The organism is Populibacterium corticicola, assembly GCF_042683685.1.
Classification (GTDB): domain Bacteria; phylum Actinomycetota; class Actinomycetes; order Actinomycetales; family Cellulomonadaceae; genus Timonella; species Timonella corticicola.
Map to the genome: position 1 here is coordinate 204,128 of NZ_JBHUOP010000004.1, position 16,895 is coordinate 221,022.

Genomic DNA, 16,895 nt, shown 5'->3' on the forward strand with positions numbered 1-16,895 from the left:
TGAGGGTCCACGCCACTGCGTTTTCGCCGTGTACGGGGTGAAAGCGGCCAGTTTTTCGGTCTGTTCACTGGAATGTCAGAGGGCAGGCTTACTGTTGGTTGTTGCTTGGACTGTGTTCCGCTGCCGAGCCAGAACTTTTAAAGGATGTTTCTTCGATGCTTGTTCATCTGGTCCTGAAGCACTCCAAGCCCTACTGGGCTTGGATTCTTGCGGTGCTTTTACTACAACTTCTCACGACGATCGCAACGCTCTATCTACCCAGCCTGAATGCAAGGATCATCGATGTCGGCGTTATGAATGGCGATGTCGACTACATCTGGCGCACCGGTGGCATCATGCTTGGCGTTGCTTTTGTACAGGTTGTCACTGCAGTTGCCGCAGTCTACTTCGGTGCGAAGACCTCAATGGCGATTGGACGTGATCTACGCCGCGAGGTCTTCACCTCGGTCACCTCGTTCTCTGCGCAAGACGTCAATCGATTCGGTGCGGCAACCCTGATCACCCGTGGCACGAACGACGTCCAACAGGTGCAGATGCTCGTGCTGCTCGCCCTGAACTTCATGGTGTCAGCTCCGATCATGTGCGTTGGCGGTATCATCATGGCGCTCAAGGAAGACCCTGGCCTCTCGTGGCTCGTGTGGGCCTCGGTGCCACTGCTGCTCGTTGTAGTCGGTGTTCTCATCGTGTTCCTGATGCCGCTGTTCCGGCAGATGCAGGAACGCATTGACAGCATCAATGGAGTCCTGCGCGAACAGATCACCGGCCTCCGAGTGATCCGCGCATTTACCCGCGAACCACACGAGACTCAGCGGTTTGAAGACGCAAACTCGAAGCTCACTCTCGTGGGTCTGCGGGTAGGTAACCTCTTCGTACTGATGTTCCCGCTTATCGGAATGATCCTGCACCTGGCAACAGCGGCCGTTCTCTGGTTTGGTGGTCACCGCGTCGACTCCGGCTTGGTTGAAGTTGGAGCCCTGACCGCGTTCATGCAGTATCTGCTGCAAATCCTCATGGCAGTCATGATGGGTACCTTCATGGCGATGATGATTCCACGCGCTATGGTCTGTGCGGACCGTATCGGCGAGGTGCTCAACACTGAACCGTCCATGAAAGACGCCACGGACGCGGGTTCAGCTACCCCGGCCAACGGAACCGTTGAGTTCCGTGGGGTAAGTTTCGGCTACGAAGGAGCCGAGGAACCAATACTGCAAAACCTGAACTTCACTGCGCGTCCGGGGCAGACAACCGCGATCATCGGGGCTACAGGTGCAGGAAAAACCACTCTGCTGAACCTTGTGCCGCGTCTGTACGATACCACCGAGGGAGAGGTGCTCATCGGTGGGGTGCCGGTCACCCAACTGACCCGTGAACAACTCTCTCGATCAGTGGCGTCGGTTCCACAGCGTCCGTACCTGTTCTCGGGCACGATCGCATCGAACCTGCGCTTTGGCGCACAGGACGCAACCGAGGAAGATCTGTGGGACGCCCTGACCATCGCTCAAGCCAAGGGATTTGTGGAGGCCCGTGAGGGTGCGCTGGAGTCCTCGATCTCCCAAGGAGGAACAAACGTATCCGGTGGGCAGCGTCAGCGCCTATGTATCGCCCGTGCGATTGCCGCGAATCCAGACATCTACCTGTTCGATGACTCGTTCTCAGCCCTTGACGTTTCCACCGACGCTCGCCTGCGTGCGGCTCTCGTGGAACCCACCAAGGAGGCAACTGTCATCATCGTTGCGCAACGAGTCTCCACCATCACAGGTGCCGATCAGATTCTGGTGCTCGAACACGGAGAGATCGTCGCTCGTGGCACCCACCAAGAACTACTTGAATCCTCGCCCACTTACCAAGAAATCGTTTCGTCGCAGTTGAGTGCGGAGGAGGTAGCCTGATGGCTCGCAAGAAAGAGGCGAAGAGAACCGCCGTTGACACTGTGGACGTCGACAACATCGAGATCGACGAGTTCGCGGATGCGGGTCAGATCGATGTGTGGGGCGAAGGCGCACCGCCACGGAAGGCAAAGCACTTTTGGCCATCGGCTAAGCGTCTTGTGGGGCTGCTCTCGCCTTACAAGCTCGGTATGTCGATCGTGTTTGTAACCGTTGTCGCAGGTGTGGTCCTTTCAGTTATCGCTCCGCGCATCCTGGGCCGTGCGGTTGACGTGATTGTTCAGGGAGTCGCCTCGAAGAACATCCCTGAGGGTACCGATGTCAACCAGATGATCGAAGGACTGCGTGCAGCCGGAGAGATCAATCAGGCTGAGTTCCTTGCGAAGATAGACATCATCCCGGGGACAGGAATCAATTTCGAGCGGCTCGCAGAGCTGCTGCTGATTGTTCTGGGCATGTACCTGGTTGCATCGTTCCTGAACTGGTTCTCGGGGTGGATCTTGAACCGACTCGTTATGCGGGTTGTCTACAACCTGCGTAAAGACGTTGAAGACAAACTCAACCGCTTGCCCATCGGATACTTCGACTCTCGCCAACGTGGAGATGTTCTCTCACGCGTCACCAACGACGTGGACAACATCCAAAACGCGCTGCAACAGGCAATCTCGCAGTTGATCCAGAGCGTGCTCACGGTTCTTGGAATCGTGGTCATGATGTTCGTTGTCTCGTGGCAGCTAGCGCTCATCGCGCTCATCGCGCTTCCGCTCTCGGGCGTTGTCGCTGGTGTCATCGGTACCAAGGCACAGGGCCTGTTCACCCGCCAGTGGAAGACCACCGGCGCACTGAACGGTCAGATCGAGGAATCATTCTCCGGCCACGAACTCATGAAGGTATTTGGCCGTGAAAAGGATATGGTCGAGCGCTTCAATGAGCGCAACGGCGACCTCTACGACGCCTCGTTCGGGGCACAATACGTGTCTGGAACGATCTACCCGGTCATGAACTTCGTGTCCTATCTGTCGTATGTGGGTATCGCCGTTGTCGGTGGTCTACGCGTGGCATCGGGTTCCATGAGCCTCGGTGATGCAACCGCGTTCATCCAGTACTCGCGTGAGTTCACGCAGCCGCTTGGACAGATTGCCGGTCTGGCCAACATGCTCCAGTCCGGTGTGGCCTCGGCTGAACGCACCTTTGAACTGTTGGACGCAGAGGAGCAAGTTCCAGATACTGCTACCGCAAACCTGCCAGATCGTACTGAGGGTCGCGTTGAGTTCAAGAACGTCACGTTCTCCTACGACCCTGATACATCTCTGATCGAAGACCTCTCGTTTGAGGCTCACCCAGGTCACACGGTTGCAATTGTCGGTCCAACGGGCGCTGGTAAGACCACGCTTGTGAACCTTGTGATGCGTTTCTACGAGTTGAACGGGGGCTCCATCGAACTCGATGGCGTGGACATCACCCAACTCAGCCGCGCAGCGCTCCGCTCCAAGGTAGGCATGGTCTTGCAGGATGCATGGCTCTTCGGTGGAACCATCATGGAGAACATCCGCTACGGACGTCTTGACGCAACAGATGACGAGGTTATCGAAGCGGCTCGGGCAACCTTCGTGGATCGCTTCGTGCGTGCCCTGCCAGACGGCTACGACACCGTGATCGATGAGGAGGGAACCAACGTCTCCGCCGGTGAGAAGCAGTTGATCACGATCGCCCGTGCGTTCGTTGCCAACCCGTCCCTGTTGATTCTCGATGAGGCGACCTCGTCTGTGGACACACGCACTGAACTGCTGGTCCAAAAGGCGATGGCGGCCCTGCGCGAAGACCGCACGAGTTTTGTCATCGCGCACCGTCTCTCCACGATTCGTGATGCTGACACGATCCTTGTGATGGAGGAAGGGCGCATTGTCGAGCAGGGTAACCATGAAGAACTCCTGGCATTGGATGGCTCATATGCCCGCCTGTATAACTCGCAGTTCTCCGGTCCAATGGGCGAGGAGCACCAAGAGGAGTCAGTAGGTCGCGTAGACACCTGATCGGTACAAGAAAAGTCCTCACTCCCTTAACCGGGAGTGAGGACTTTTCCATACATACGGAGGCTGTGTGGCGTCGGGCTCCTGTGGACGAATTTGAGTGTGGCGCCTAGCTTGTCGAGCAGTGGCTAGCCGGCCTGGTCGGATTAAGCCCGCAGCGACCAACGCCACTGGTCACTGCCTTTGGGCAGTTCAGTGGGTCCGGACAGGGTGCGGTGGCGGTTCTCCCACTGAGACCGTCCCACGATGTTGTCCTCGTGTGGGTCTTCACCACCAGCGATCGCGGCGAGCCCAGCGACGAGAGCCGCGACCTCTTCCTCATCGGGCGCACCAGAAATGACCGTCACTCGTGAGGCGGCAGCAAGTGCTGCAGCGAGAATATCTGCCTGGTTGGCTTCACTCATGATGCTCCTCGAACGTTCCTCGGCGATTGCTCAGCAGGGCGGCAGCCACTAGAGCGGAATGTTTCCGTGCTTCTTCTGGGGCAGCGATGCGCGCTTGGTTTTAAGGGCACGCAACGCCTGGACGATCTGCCGACGGGTCTCGTGTGGCGCGATGACAGAGTCAACGTAGCCGCGTTCGGCTGCATCCCATGGGTTAACGATTGCCTCCTCGTATTCCTGGGTCAATCGTGCACGCTCAGCATCAACGTCGCCGCCAGCCTCGGCGACGGCCTTGAGCGCGCCGCGTTGCAGAATGTTGACGGCACCACCTGCGCCCATGACCGCGATCTGTGCGGTTGGCCAGGCAAGGTTGATGTCCGCCCCGAGTTGTTTGGAACCCATCACGATGTATGCACCGCCGTATGCCTTGCGCGTGATGAGCGTGACCAGTGGAACAGTGGCCTCCGCATACGCAAAGATCAACTTTGCGCCGCGGCGGATGATGCCGTTCCACTCCTGGTCTGTTCCGGGTAGGAAGCCAGGTACGTCCACGAGTGTGAGGACCGGGATGTTGAAGGCATCGCAGGTTCGTACGAATCGTGCAGCCTTTTCGGCTGCGTTGATATCGAGTGTTCCAGCCATGGACATTGGCTGATTGGCGACGATTCCCACGCTTTGTCCCTCGACGTGCGCGAAGCCGGTAATGACGTTTTGTGCATACAGCGGCTGGACTTCAAGGAAGATGCCCTCGTCCACGATGTGCTCGATGACCTTGTGCATGTCATAGGGCTGTGAGTCGGAGTCGGGAACCAGGGTGTCGAGTTCGCGGTCGAAATCCGTGACCTCAACGTCTGCCGGCAGTGGGAATGCCGGTGGATCGGACAGATTGTTTTGGGGGAGGTACGACAGGAGCGAACGCACGTAGTCGATTGCGTCGTCCTCGTCAGCGCCCATGAAATGTGCGACGCCGGAGCGTTCGTTGTGGGTTTGGGCGCCGCCGAGTTCTTCAAAGCCGACGTCTTCTCCGGTGACTGCACGGATAACGTCTGGGCCGGTGATGAACATGTTGGAGGTTCCATCAGCCATGACGATGAAGTCGGTCAGGGCGGGGGAGTAGACCGCGCCACCTGCGCTTGGGCCGAGAATGAGGGAGATCTGTGGGATCACACCGGATGCCGCAACGTTACGGCGGAAGATCTCGGCAAACTGGGTGAGGCCAGCAACACCCTCTTGGATGCGTGCACCACCACCGTCGGAGATACCGATGATGGGCACACCTGTGCGTAGTGCGAGGTCCATGACCTTGGTGATCTTCTGACCGTGTACTTCGCCGAGTGATCCACCGAACGTGGTGAAATCCTGGGAGTATACGCACACTTGGCGGCCATCGATGGTTCCGTAGCCTACGACCACGCCGTCGCCTGCGATGCGCTTCTTATCCAAACCGAAGTTGGTGGAACGGTGCTTGGCAAAGGCGTCGAGTTCCACGAATGAGCCCTCATCAAGCAGCGCATCGATTCGCTCGCGGGCAGTCTTCTTCTTGCGCGGATGTTGCTTCTCCTGCGCGAGGTCTTCATGCGCGGAAAGCTGTGTATTGCGCTCCGCGAGGTTTTCGATTTTTCCAGCGGTCGTCGATAGATCAGTCACAGTTTCAAAGGCTAGTTGTGGATTTGCTAAAAGTCAGTAGCGCCATGCGAGCGGATTCGCGCTACGGATTGTGGGATATCTACAACCATGAATCGAACGCGAGGGGAGAGCGCAACTGTATTTATCGTCGTTAAGCGCTCTTTACCCTGAAAACCGATGGGGTCAAAATGTTCCAACTGCACTGCTTAATTCAGTGCAGTTGGAACATTTTGACCCCATCGACTGAAAGCTGCATGACGAGATCGGTGTGTCTACGCCTCCAGGATCACGGTGTTTGCACCACTAGAGAAGATGCAGCGATACAGGTATCGGGGACAATGGGGTAATGCCAGAACCTCATGAACTGTGTCTTGATACCGCGCAACTGTTCACTGCCCTCGCGCAGGCGGGCGTACACCTGAATGGGATGAGCGTTGCGCAGGAGATTGACTCAACTAACACGACACTCGTACGTGAAGTCACGAAACTGCAGGCCAACAACTTTTTCTTCGAGTCAGACGAGCCTGATCAGTGGGCCGCGCCCGCCCTGCTCGCTACCGTTAACCAGACTGGCGGACGGGGTCGCACCGGACGTTCCTGGGACACCCCTACCGGAACGGCACTCACGTTCTCACTGCACCTCGAACCCGATGTGCCAGGTGAGAAGTTGAGTTGGCTGCCACTCATTGTCGGCAACGCCATTGCCCAGGTGGTGCGGGACGAGATCGGTATCGAGGCGCTGGTGAAATGGCCCAACGACATAGTCGTGCGTTCCGGTGAACCGGACCTTGAGGGCTGGCTGGATCTGCGCAAACTCGGGGGGATTCTCGTGGAACGCGTCGGTGCGCAGTCCGTGGTGATCGGGGTGGGACTCAACATCACCCAAAAGTCCACCGAACTTCCGGTCCCGAGCGCAGCCTCCCTTGTCACACTCGGTTGCGAGGTGCCGGAACCGAACCGACTGCTTGCGGCTCTCGTGCATCGCATCATCGAAAGAGTCACCCGCTGGGAAGAATCGAACGGCGACACGAACCGCAGTGGCGTACGCAACGAGTCCGAGAATCTCAGCGCGACGCTGGGAGCGCTCGTTCGGGTCGATCTCGCAGATGGCGCTCAGATTACGGGAACTGCTCAGGCACTCGGAGACGACGGTTCCCTCACGCTGTGGGCGGAAAACGGAAACTCGTATACCGTAATGGTCGGTGACGTGAATCACCTTCGTTTAAGATAACTAGGTGACAATTCCCAACCACCAATCGGATGCGCAGCCGCGTGCCCTGAGAGACCCTCAAAATACTGCACGCGGCCTCGAAGAATCACTACTTCAAGGCGCGCCGATCTACACCGAAGCCGAACTGTGCGAAGCCACCGGCGCCACCTCCGCACAGGTCAACGACTACTGGCAGACGTTGGGATTACCGAACACCAAGAAGGAAGCCAGGGTTTTCACCCAGGCCGATGCCGACGCGATCAAATCCCTGCTTGACCTGGCAGAGGCAGAACAGTTCGATCACCGTACCCTCACCTCGCTTATCCGCTCGGCCGGTCACACGGCGGAACGTCTCGCGTTGTGGCAGGCCGAGGCGCTCGTTGAACACTACGCCCACAACTACGGCTGGGACGACGCCCGCGCACGCCAAGAATTTCTCTCCGAGTTTGAGCGCATGCATACTGTGTTTGCCCAGCAGATGGAGCACGCATGGCGGCGCCAGATGGCGGCACTCGTGGGACGCTGGTTCGTTGAGTTCGGTCCAGAGAAGGGCGTCACCCGTGGCCCGGGCCAGTTACCGCTACCGCGCGCGGTGGGGTTCGCTGATATCGTCTCGTTCACGTCGCAGACAGCGAAAATGCGGTCCTCGGAACTCTCCGACTTCGTCTCCAACTTCGAGGCGGCGGCGCGTGACGTCATCACGCGCGCAGGCGGTCGCGTTGTGAAGACAATAGGTGACGCGGTGCTTTTCATTGCCGACGATCCCCACACGGGTGCAGAAGTCGCCTTGGGCCTCGCGAACGCTGGGCGTAGCGAGGAGATGAAGGATCTGCCGCAGGTACGCGTCTCCCTCGTGTGGGGGCGTGTGCTCTCACGGTTTGGCGACGTGTTTGGAACATCCGTGAACCTCGCAGCCCGTCTATCTGACGAGGCGAAACCCGGAACGGTCATGGTTGACCAAGATACAGCGGCGCTTCTCGCCGAAGACCCAAGTTTCGCCCTGATTGCACATGATGAGCGTGAGATCCAAGGACTTGGGTCGATTGCTCCCGTGCAACTTCAGCACGCGTACAAGCCTGGCCAGTCCTGATCGGTCAGACTCTGCCCGAACAAACCCTGTTTGACCAAGCCCAGCCTGAACTAGCCCTGTCTGTTTGAGGGCTGCGGCTTATCTGAACGTTTAGAAAATTACTGCACTGTGAAGATACGCGACCCTCACACACAAGTAATGTCTTACACATTCAACCTGGTTCAGTGTGGCTAGACGGGGAGGATCAGTGATTCGCTGTTGTTCGCAACGCGGTTTACGTCAGTGGATACCACACGTTGAACCGTAGGTAAGACCGGGATACGCAGAATGTCCAGTGCCTCATCCACGCTCGTGTGCGGAGACAACCAGGCATCATATGTGTCCGGTGTGAGGAAGATCGGGCGACGCTCATGGATCTGCGCCAGTTCATCTTGTGCAGCAGTCGTAATGATCGACGCGGTGACGAGCCACTGTGTCAACTGCCGGTCAGTGGCGGTGTGGGGTTTCCAGAACTCGTAGATTCCCGCGAAGGCGAACATCCCATCGCTGTAGGGCGTGATGTAGCTGGGGATCTTATGCTGTGGTGGACCTTCCAATGTAGTCCACTCGAAGTACCCGTCCGCGGGGATGATGCAGCGCCTAGATGCGAATGCCCTGCGAAACGATGGCTTCTCCGTAATAGTCTCGCTGCGGGCATTGATCATCTTCGCCCCAACGGATGGGTCCTTCGCCCAGCCGGGAACCAAACCCCACCGGGCGCGACGGACCTGACGTACCAGATCGTCGTCAATCAAACTCTCCTGTGGATCGCTCTTGGCGAGCTGACTGATCAACCCGGCAAGGGCGGGCGAGCGTTCGCCCGAGGCCATGACCAAGGTCTCCGCAGCCTGCGCGGTAACCGGTCGGTCCACGATGATGCGTACATCGTGTGTGGGTGCGATGTTCCAACTGGGACCCCAGTTATCCGTACCGTCACCAAAGAGCGGGTCTTGGATAAAACCGTTGCGAGCATATGCTGCGGCTAGGTCATCACCCTGCGCGAAAGACGCATACCGTCCGCACATGGGACTCCCTTAGTCCTCATCCTCGGCGTCCCAGTCTTCATCAACCTCATCGTGTCCGAACGGATCGGGGTCAACGCCAGGCATCCAGCTAAGTCCCGGGACACCCCAGCCGTTCTCGCGAGATTCCTCCCGGGCAAGAGCCGCCTCTCTACCCTTCAGACGGTCCACGTACAAGAAACCGTCAAGGTGGTCGTACTCGTGCTGAAGCAGACGGGCAAACCACCCTTCACCAGACAGTTCGATCGGTTCACCGAACTCATCAAAGCCCTTGAGCAACACCGCGTAGTGGCGCTTTAAGTCGTGATCTGGCCCCGGGAACGAAAGACACCCCTCGTTATCGAGCAGCATCTTCGGAGGTCGTGCCTTCAAACCCTCGCGTTGTGCAAACAGTGGCGGGCGCTGCACGATCTGCATCGTCGGATTCACAATCACGCCACGGCGCTGCTCATCCTCATCCGGCCCGTCGTAGACGAAGATCCGCAAGCCAACACCAATCTGCGGTGCCGCGAGACCCACGCCATTGGAGGCATCGAGGGTCTCGAACATGTCTGCGATGAGTACGCGCAACTCGTCGTTGAAGTCGGTGACCTCCGCAGCGCGGCGGCGAAGAACAGGATCGCCATCGATGACGATTGGGTGAATCATGAATACTCCGTTGATGAGCGTACAAGCGCTGGTGTATGCGGGGCCTTACGTCTCATTCCGCTGCGCGGTTGGGCGCTACGGCGTTGAGACGGAGATGGCAACTACTCAGGCCGGTGCAAACCGTCCGGAAACAGGCCACGTCAATTGTACGTGCTGGACGATGAGCGGGTGATGGTCGAACGATGCAAGGGGAGAAGTGCTGTTGTGGATGAACCACATCGGTTTTGCATGGGTAGAACGACGCGGCTAGACCTATCCATTGTTTTCATCCGGGTGAAAAACCTAGGCTCCTATCTGACCAGTACTTTCACGCGTTTTACGCATCGCAGGGGCAATGAACACTCTCGAAACACTCGAAGCACACGTGCGTGAACTCGTGCGCGAGGACGGCTTTGATCCGATGACGGACAAGTCGCGCCTTCACGAACTCGTCTCCAGCACGATCGAGCAGTACGAGAGAATGGCGATTCTCGGCAAGGTCATACCGTTGACCAACCCTGTTTCAGCCAGCAGATTCCTCATGGACGCCGTTGGTGGCCTGGGGAAATTACAGCAGTATATGGATGACCCCGACGTGGAGGAAATCTGGGTCAACTCTCCCGAACACGTGTTTGTGGCAAGGCACGGCATACCTGAACTCACGCCAACCGTCCTCACTCGGGACGAGATCGCACGACTCGTTGAGACCATGCTCGGTTCCACTGGCCGCAGGCTCGACCTTTCGACACCATTTGTTGACGCGATGCTGCCTGGCGGAGAACGACTCCACGTGGTCATCCCGGACATCACGAGACGTGACATGAGCGTCAATATCCGAAAGTTCGTGGCACGAGCGCAACGCCTGAGCGAACTCGTGTCCCGGGGCAGCCTAACGGCCCAAACCGCGCAGTTCCTTGAAGCGAGCGTACGTGCGGGACTGAACATTGTCGTCTCCGGTGCAACCGGCGCCGGAAAGACGACCTTCCTGCGTGCCCTTGCCGGAGCCATCCCACCCAAGGAACGCATCATCACCGTTGAGGAAGTATTCGAACTCAACCTCGCGAACCGAGACGTGGTGGCTATGCAGTGCCGTCAGGCCAATCTTGAGGGGTACGGCGAGATCACCATGCGCAGGCTGGTGAAAGAATCGCTACGTATGCGCCCAGACCGAATCATCGTGGGCGAGGTACGCGAGGCAGAGGCACTCGATCTCCTCATAGCACTGAACTCCGGGCTGCCGGGAATGGCCACGCTCCACGCCAACGCCGCCCGAGACGCAGTGGCAAAGCTCTCAACCCTGCCGCTGCTTGCCGGAGAAAACGTCACCGCACACTTCGTGAACCCAGCCGTGGCGTCCGCAATTGATCTCATCGTGCACCTGGATCGTGATGTTTCAGGGCAACGGCGAGTCCGCGAGATCTGTGGCCTGACCGGAAGAGTCGAAGAATCCCGCATCGAAATGAGCGCGATCTTCAAAACCGTTGACGGCCAGTTAGTTCGTGGCGAGGGCTATCCACCAAAACAGGAAGCCTACGACCGTATCGGAATATCCATTCACCGACTCCTGGAAACGAGCGTCGAATGGGCGTCGTAGTCGGATTGATACTTGGCCTGGGGGCAACCCTCGTGTGGTCCAGCTTCTGGGAGAGGCCCCAGCGTGCTCCGAGCAACCGCGAAACCACCTTCCACCACGACCTACACGCCGCAGGGTTTACAGGCGTCAGCGTCAACATGTTTGTTCTCGCATCAGTCCTGCTTGGAATAGTCGGTGCCGCCATCGCACTATTGATTTCTCGACTGCCAGTGGCCGCCCTGGTCGCGGGTGTTGCAAGCGGGTTATCGCTACTCATCGTTGTGTACACCCGTGCCACCAGCACACGCCGCAGACGTCGCGCTGAATGGCCCCAAGTGGTCGAACACCTGATCTCTGGAATCCGAGCGGGGCTCTCCCTGCCCGAGGCAGTGCTACAGGTTGCCCACAGAGGACCGATCGAACTACGGCCTGACTTCCAGGAATTCGCACGGGACTACCACGCCTCCGGTCAATTCGACACGAGTCTACTCTCCATGAAAAACCGTCTCGCTGACCCCGTCGCCGATCGAGTCATCGAAGCACTACGCCTGGCGCGAAGCGTGGGCGGCAGCGAACTCGGAGTCCTGCTCGAAGCGCTCAACCAGTTTCTCCGCCAAGACCTACGCACCCGCGGAGAACTCGAGGCCCGCCAGAGTTGGACTGTTGGCGGGGCACGAGTCGCAGTCGCTGCTCCATGGGTAATCCTGTTGATGCTGTCGACCCGACCTGAGGCAAGCCAAGCCTATGCGAGTTCGACCGGCACCCTCCTCATACTCATCGGTGCTGCGGTGACGGTCTTCGCCTACTGGTTGATGCTCAGGCTCGGTGCGCTCCCAACTGAGAAGCGGGTCCTCGCATGACCCCACTCATCGTTGCCGCAGTCATAGCCGGATTGCTGTTCGCCGCAGGAATCATGCTCGCATACACCTACTTCGACGCCCGCAAGTTCCAATTGGACACCCGATTGGCCCCGTATCTCGTGGACGCTGACGAACGTGGCCGCTTCCTTGGCTCTAGGCGAGTATCGTCCCCACTGGGAGTCTGGGGCAAAGCAATTGAACCACTCGCGGACGCACTTGATTCGCTGCTAGAAATCTTCAGTTCGCCGTCCAGTCAACTCCAAGCCAGGCTGCGGCGGGCAGGGCGCTCAACGACAATCCACGAGTACCGACTCGAACAGATTCAATGGGCCGTTCTCGGCCTACTATGCGCGGTTGTCCTCTCCTTCCTCCTCGCGGGTAGCCGCAACGTGTCAGTTGTTCCCCTTGTCATTCTCGTGATCGGCGCACCCTTTGCAGGACTCATCGCCTGCGACTACCGGCTCAAAAACCAGATCACCTCACGGGCGCAGGACATTCTCACAGAATTTCCCACCGTCGCAGAACTCCTAGCACTCTCGGTGGCAGCAGGCGAAGGACCACTCGCAGCTCTCGAACGCGTATCCAATCTTGGTCGCGGTGCACTCGCGGAAGAGATTGCAGCATCCGTCAGCGAAATACGCTCCGGTATCACGCTCACCCAAGCCCTTGAGAACCTCGGACAGCGCACCGACCTGGCCGCGATCACTAGGTTTGCCGATGGTGTCGCACTCGCCGTTGAACGAGGCACCCCACTCGCCAAGGTGCTCCGCGCCCAAGCCCAAGATGCACGGGAACTCGGACACCGAGAACTTATGGAAACAGGCGGAAAGAAAGAAATCACGATGTTGTTTCCCGTGATCTTCCTGATCTTGCCCATAACCATCGTCTTCGCAGTATTCCCCTCCCTCCAAGTCCTCAGAATCGGATTCTGATTACCCCTATAGATAAGGAACATCGTGCTACGAACAGTACGGGTCGTCTCAGAGCAAGAGAAGGTCACAGTGAAGCTCCCCGCGCCGCGGGCAAGCGCTCCCTCCGGGGTGCGTAGGCCGCTGAAGCGGTCGGACTGGCGCAACTCCAAGGCCGTGGCGCGTGCCTCAAATTCCATACGTGGCCAGCGAGAACGCGGCGATGTTCCCGGATGGGTCTTGATAACTCTGATGTCCGCGGGCCTTGTCGTGGCGCTGTGGGCTATTGCCGGTCCAGCACTCGAAGGACTCTTCAACGAAGCGATCAGTCAGATCTCGCGTCAAGCAAGCTAGACATCGGGTTCCATCCCCAAACGGTTGCCCCATATGCATTTGAACGTATACACCTTGAGTCATCGAGAAGCCGGTTCAGCACCGGTCAGTTTCCTGTTGACCTCACTCCTGCTCATCACGGTGTTTCTCGGCCTTATTCAGGGCGCACTGATCATGCACTCACGAAACGTGTTGACCGATATCGCGGGTGAGGCCGCCAGGCAGGGCGCTCGACTCGATGCCACGTCGAGCGATGCCGTTGCATACGCGAACTCCCGGGCAGGGCAGTTCAAGGACTTTTCAGTCAATACCGCGGAGAAAACGGCTGACGGGCGTGACCTGATCGTTGTGCAGGTGTCTGCATCGTTGCCTGTGCTTGGCTTGTTCACGGTTCCTGCCAAGTTGCACGCAAGCGGTCGAGCCGTGATCGAATCTGACAACTACTAGGTGACTTGACCATGAGAAGAACGCAGGGTCGTCGTTTCAGAGAGACATTGTGTAAAGACCGCGAAGTTGGGAATGCACAGGTGGAGTTCATCGGGGTCATCGCCGTTTTGCTGATCCCAATCTTGTACTTCATGATCGCGTTATCGCAGGTGCAAGCCGCAACCTATGCCGCACATTCAACGGCGCATGCCATCGCTCGTTCCCATGCTATTTCGCAGGAGGGGAGGGTATCGAGGGAAACCCAACTGCTGATTGCGGAGCTGGCGTTCGAAGACTTCGGGCTGGCTGTCACCGAGAAGAACCTCAGGGTATCCGTTGCATGTGAGACGGCGTGTGCAGCAGGAGCATCAATCGAAACGACGGTCAGTTACACCGTGAAGCCGCCTGGCGCGAGCTGGTTGCCTCGTGGGCTCACTGTCAGTGCACAGGGGTACTCGTATCGGGGAGAACTCCGTGAGTGATCGCTTCCGAGGTTTTCGCAATGCGCGAGGTGAAGACGGGAATATTCTCTTCCTGGGGCTGGGCGTCGCACTCGTTGCCCTGCTCCTCATTGCTGGGATTGCGCATGTTGGCGCACTGTATCTAGACAAGAAGCGTTTGGCATATGTCGCGGATGGTGCGGCGCTCGTATACAGCGATACCGCAACGAGGAATGCCTACATCGGCAATTTCACCGATGGTGAAGGGAACGAAGGACAAGAGCGCGAGAACCAAGACCCACTTACCGCCGCCAGGAAATACGCGGTATATGTGGCGGGGGAGTATGGGTTGACCAGAGTTTCAGTGGCCGCGACGGAGGAGGGCGCCGACTTGGCGATCTATGCGACTGCGTTGGCCAGTTCAATGGTCGGAACGGCAGACGACTCGGCACCGGGTAGGTTTGTGCGGTTGCAGGAGTTTGCCACCGCGCGCAACGTCACGGGTATTCGCCAATCAGCACAGTAGTCCTTTGATCTGCGGAGATATGGCTAGACTTGGGAACATGATCTTGACAACTCCAGAGGTGCAGGGAATCGATCTTTTCATTCCGCCCGTTTACGACTTGCTCGGCAGTGTCTTGCTGCTTGTGACCTTTGTGCTGCTCGTGTGGGCATCCATGAGTTTCTTCAAGGAATCGAAACATCTCAATGTCACGCAATCTCTCGTGTGGTTCCTTTTGATTCTGTTTGTTCCTGTTCTTGGGCCGATCGGATGGCTACTAGTGGGCCGTAAGGTTGGGAATCCTAACGCAGTGGAGGACTCAAACCCCCAGTAGTAGTGCGAACGTTTTGAGAAAGTGGTCTGCAGTTTTTCTCAGCGCGATCTTGTGACGTAACTCTTTATCCTTGCTACGGGTCACACCACTTCGCACGAAATCGGTTGGGCCTCTAACGTAGAATGATTGATTGTGGCCATTGAATTCTCTGCAGAAATCCCGCAACTACGCTCAACGCTCGCGACCATCTCGGCGGTGAGCGACCCAGATGCTCTGCGCGTAAAGATCGCTGAACTCTCGCAGGCGGCGTCTGCTCCTGACCTGTGGGATGATCCGGCCAAGGCCCAGGTGGTCACCTCCGCTTTGTCGACTGCCCAGAACGAGCTCAAGCGTATTGAGTCGATGGAGCAGCGAATCGATGACCTTGAGGTTCTTGTCGAGATGGCACAGGACGCCGATGACGCGGATACCCTGGCTGAGGCTGAGCTGGAGTTCGAGGGCATCAAGAAGGACCTCGATCAGCTTGAAGTCCGTACTCTGTTGGCTGGCGAGTATGATGCCCGCGAGGCCGTGGTGACGATTCGTGCGGGAGCTGGCGGTGTGGATGCGGCTGACTTCGCGGAGATGTTGATGCGCATGTACCTGCGGTGGGCGGAACGCAATGGCTATCCAACTGCGGTTCTGGACACGTCCTACGCTGAGGAAGCGGGCTTGAAGTCCGCAACATTCGAGGTCAAGGCACCTTATGCGTTTGGTCACCTCTCCGTCGAGGCTGGCACGCACCGTCTCGTGCGTATTTCGCCGTTTGACAACCAGGGTCGCCGCCAGACTTCGTTTGCTGCCGTTGAGGTGGTTCCGCTCATCGAGCAGACCGACCACATCGAGATCCCTGACAACGAGATCCGCGTTGACGTGTTCCGTTCGTCCGGTCCTGGTGGACAGTCCGTGAACACGACTGACTCCGCCGTGCGGTTGACCCACATCCCGACCGGAATCGTGGTGTCGATGCAGAATGAGAAGTCCCAGATCCAGAACCGCGCCGCCGCTATGCGCGTGCTTCAGTCCCGGCTGCTCCTTGAGCGTCAGGCGGAGGAGAAAGCGAAGAAGAAGGAACTGGCCGGAGACATCAAGGCATCGTGGGGCGACCAAATGCGTTCGTACGTGCTGCAGCCGTATCAGATGGTCAAGGACCTGCGCACCGAACATGAGGTCGGTAACACGGGTGCAGTGTTCGACGGTGCTATCGATGACTTCATCGAGGCGGGTATCCGCTGGCGCCGTTCGCAGGACCGCGAAGCGTAGGTTTTATCTCTTTCGTCCAGTGGGTTCAGCCGCCCCGAGTTTTCGGGGAACAGGCTGGGCCCGCTTTGCGTTGGTGTGGGGGATCCGGTGGACTATATCCCCAAGTTGTATCCAGATTGGCGACGAGTTGATTGCGTCGTGTTGTGCACTTTCGTGTGGTTTTTCGCAGGGTGAGTGCGCTGGAACGCATTCTGGTTTGGGGAAGTGGAACGCGGGTGCGTTGGACTGGTCTCGGAAGCGGAGTTTTCTCACAACCGGTCAGGTGTGGACGATGCTGGAGTTGTGAGCATCTTGGTGGCAACGGCGTGTCAGCACCGCTTAACCCTGTCCAACTACATAGTCTCGAAAAGGCTGTAAAGTTGCCCGACTCGCGTGCGTAACCATTTACGGAACGTAGGCCGGTCAACTGAACTGACCGACTCGT

The 16,895-nt window shown here is 58.1% G+C and carries 17 protein-coding genes; 13 read left to right on the forward strand and 4 right to left on the reverse strand.

What is annotated here, in order from left to right; translation table 11 throughout:
* Window positions 1-155: 155 nt before the first annotated feature.
* Window positions 156-1,889, forward strand: coding sequence for an ABC transporter ATP-binding protein (locus tag ACFSYH_RS10365; RefSeq protein WP_377466890.1), 1,734 nt, complete (start codon window positions 156-158; stop codon window positions 1,887-1,889).
* Window positions 1,889-3,919 (forward strand): ABC transporter ATP-binding protein, encoded by a 2,031-nt coding sequence (locus ACFSYH_RS10370; protein ID WP_377466891.1) that lies wholly within the window; start codon window positions 1,889-1,891, stop codon window positions 3,917-3,919. Before ACFSYH_RS10365 ends, ACFSYH_RS10370 begins: the two co-directional genes overlap by 1 nt.
* Window positions 3,920-4,062: 143 nt before the next feature.
* On the opposite strand, the gene ACFSYH_RS10375 is transcribed toward ACFSYH_RS10370, so the two are convergent.
* Together ACFSYH_RS10375 and ACFSYH_RS10380 are read right to left on the reverse strand one after the other, a co-directional pair.
* Window positions 4,063-4,320, reverse strand: a complete 258-nt coding sequence (locus ACFSYH_RS10375; RefSeq protein WP_377466892.1) for an acyl-CoA carboxylase epsilon subunit — start codon at window positions 4,318-4,320, stop codon at window positions 4,063-4,065.
* A 48-nt stretch (window positions 4,321-4,368) separates the two neighbouring features.
* Window positions 4,369-5,946 (reverse strand): acyl-CoA carboxylase subunit beta, encoded by a 1,578-nt coding sequence (locus ACFSYH_RS10380; RefSeq protein ID WP_377466893.1) that lies wholly within the window; start codon window positions 5,944-5,946, stop codon window positions 4,369-4,371.
* A 325-nt stretch (window positions 5,947-6,271) separates the two neighbouring features.
* Between ACFSYH_RS10380 and ACFSYH_RS10385 the strand changes: the two genes are divergently transcribed.
* On the forward strand, window positions 6,272-7,156 hold the full coding sequence (locus ACFSYH_RS10385; RefSeq protein ID WP_377466894.1) for a biotin--[acetyl-CoA-carboxylase] ligase: 885 nt from the start codon (window positions 6,272-6,274) through the stop codon (window positions 7,154-7,156).
* Window positions 7,157-7,160: 4 nt separating this feature from the next.
* On the forward strand, window positions 7,161-8,225 hold the full coding sequence (locus ACFSYH_RS10390; protein WP_377466895.1) for an adenylate/guanylate cyclase domain-containing protein: 1,065 nt from the start codon (window positions 7,161-7,163) through the stop codon (window positions 8,223-8,225).
* A gap of 170 nt (window positions 8,226-8,395) precedes the next feature.
* Here ACFSYH_RS10390 and ACFSYH_RS10395 read toward each other — a convergent pair whose 3' ends face one another.
* Window positions 8,396-9,229, reverse strand: a complete 834-nt coding sequence (locus tag ACFSYH_RS10395) for an SOS response-associated peptidase (RefSeq protein ID WP_377466896.1) — start codon at window positions 9,227-9,229, stop codon at window positions 8,396-8,398.
* A 9-nt stretch (window positions 9,230-9,238) separates the two neighbouring features.
* The gene (gene def, locus ACFSYH_RS10400; protein WP_377466897.1) at window positions 9,239-9,874 is read right to left on the reverse strand and encodes a peptide deformylase; all 636 of its coding nucleotides are present in this window, start codon (window positions 9,872-9,874) and stop codon (window positions 9,239-9,241) included.
* A 334-nt stretch (window positions 9,875-10,208) separates the two neighbouring features.
* Here def and ACFSYH_RS10405 point away from each other — a divergent pair, with 334 nt between their 5' ends.
* From ACFSYH_RS10405 to prfB, 9 genes are all read left to right on the forward strand, one after another.
* Window positions 10,209-11,447, forward strand: a complete 1,239-nt coding sequence (locus tag ACFSYH_RS10405; protein WP_377466898.1) for a CpaF family protein — start codon at window positions 10,209-10,211, stop codon at window positions 11,445-11,447.
* Window positions 11,435-12,286: a type II secretion system F family protein gene (locus ACFSYH_RS10410; protein ID WP_377466899.1), complete on the forward strand. Its 852-nt coding sequence runs from the start codon at window positions 11,435-11,437 to the stop codon at window positions 12,284-12,286. The genes ACFSYH_RS10405 and ACFSYH_RS10410 overlap by 13 nt, the downstream gene beginning before the upstream one ends.
* Complete coding sequence (locus ACFSYH_RS10415) at window positions 12,283-13,218, forward strand: type II secretion system F family protein (protein WP_377466900.1); 936 nt, start codon at window positions 12,283-12,285, stop codon at window positions 13,216-13,218. The genes ACFSYH_RS10410 and ACFSYH_RS10415 overlap by 4 nt, the downstream gene beginning before the upstream one ends.
* 24 nt (window positions 13,219-13,242) lie before the next feature.
* Window positions 13,243-13,548 carry a hypothetical protein gene (locus ACFSYH_RS10420; RefSeq protein WP_377467200.1) on the forward strand — a complete coding sequence of 102 codons (306 nt, stop codon included), beginning with the start codon at window positions 13,243-13,245 and terminating at the stop codon, window positions 13,546-13,548.
* 54 nt (window positions 13,549-13,602) lie between these two features.
* Window positions 13,603-13,974, forward strand: coding sequence for a TadE/TadG family type IV pilus assembly protein (locus ACFSYH_RS10425; RefSeq protein ID WP_377466901.1), 372 nt, complete (start codon window positions 13,603-13,605; stop codon window positions 13,972-13,974).
* A gap of 11 nt (window positions 13,975-13,985) precedes the next feature.
* Window positions 13,986-14,435 carry a hypothetical protein gene (locus ACFSYH_RS10430; RefSeq protein ID WP_377466902.1) on the forward strand — a complete coding sequence of 150 codons (450 nt, stop codon included), beginning with the start codon at window positions 13,986-13,988 and terminating at the stop codon, window positions 14,433-14,435.
* Complete coding sequence (locus tag ACFSYH_RS10435; protein WP_377466903.1) at window positions 14,428-14,919, forward strand: pilus assembly protein TadG-related protein; 492 nt, start codon at window positions 14,428-14,430, stop codon at window positions 14,917-14,919. The genes ACFSYH_RS10430 and ACFSYH_RS10435 overlap by 8 nt, the downstream gene beginning before the upstream one ends.
* 37 nt (window positions 14,920-14,956) lie before the next feature.
* Complete coding sequence (locus ACFSYH_RS10440) at window positions 14,957-15,229, forward strand: PLD nuclease N-terminal domain-containing protein (protein ID WP_377466904.1); 273 nt, start codon at window positions 14,957-14,959, stop codon at window positions 15,227-15,229.
* A gap of 132 nt (window positions 15,230-15,361) precedes the next feature.
* Window positions 15,362-16,471 carry a peptide chain release factor 2 gene (gene prfB / locus ACFSYH_RS10445; RefSeq protein WP_377466905.1) on the forward strand — a complete coding sequence of 370 codons (1,110 nt, stop codon included), beginning with the start codon at window positions 15,362-15,364 and terminating at the stop codon, window positions 16,469-16,471.
* Window positions 16,472-16,895: the final 424 nt, after the last annotated feature.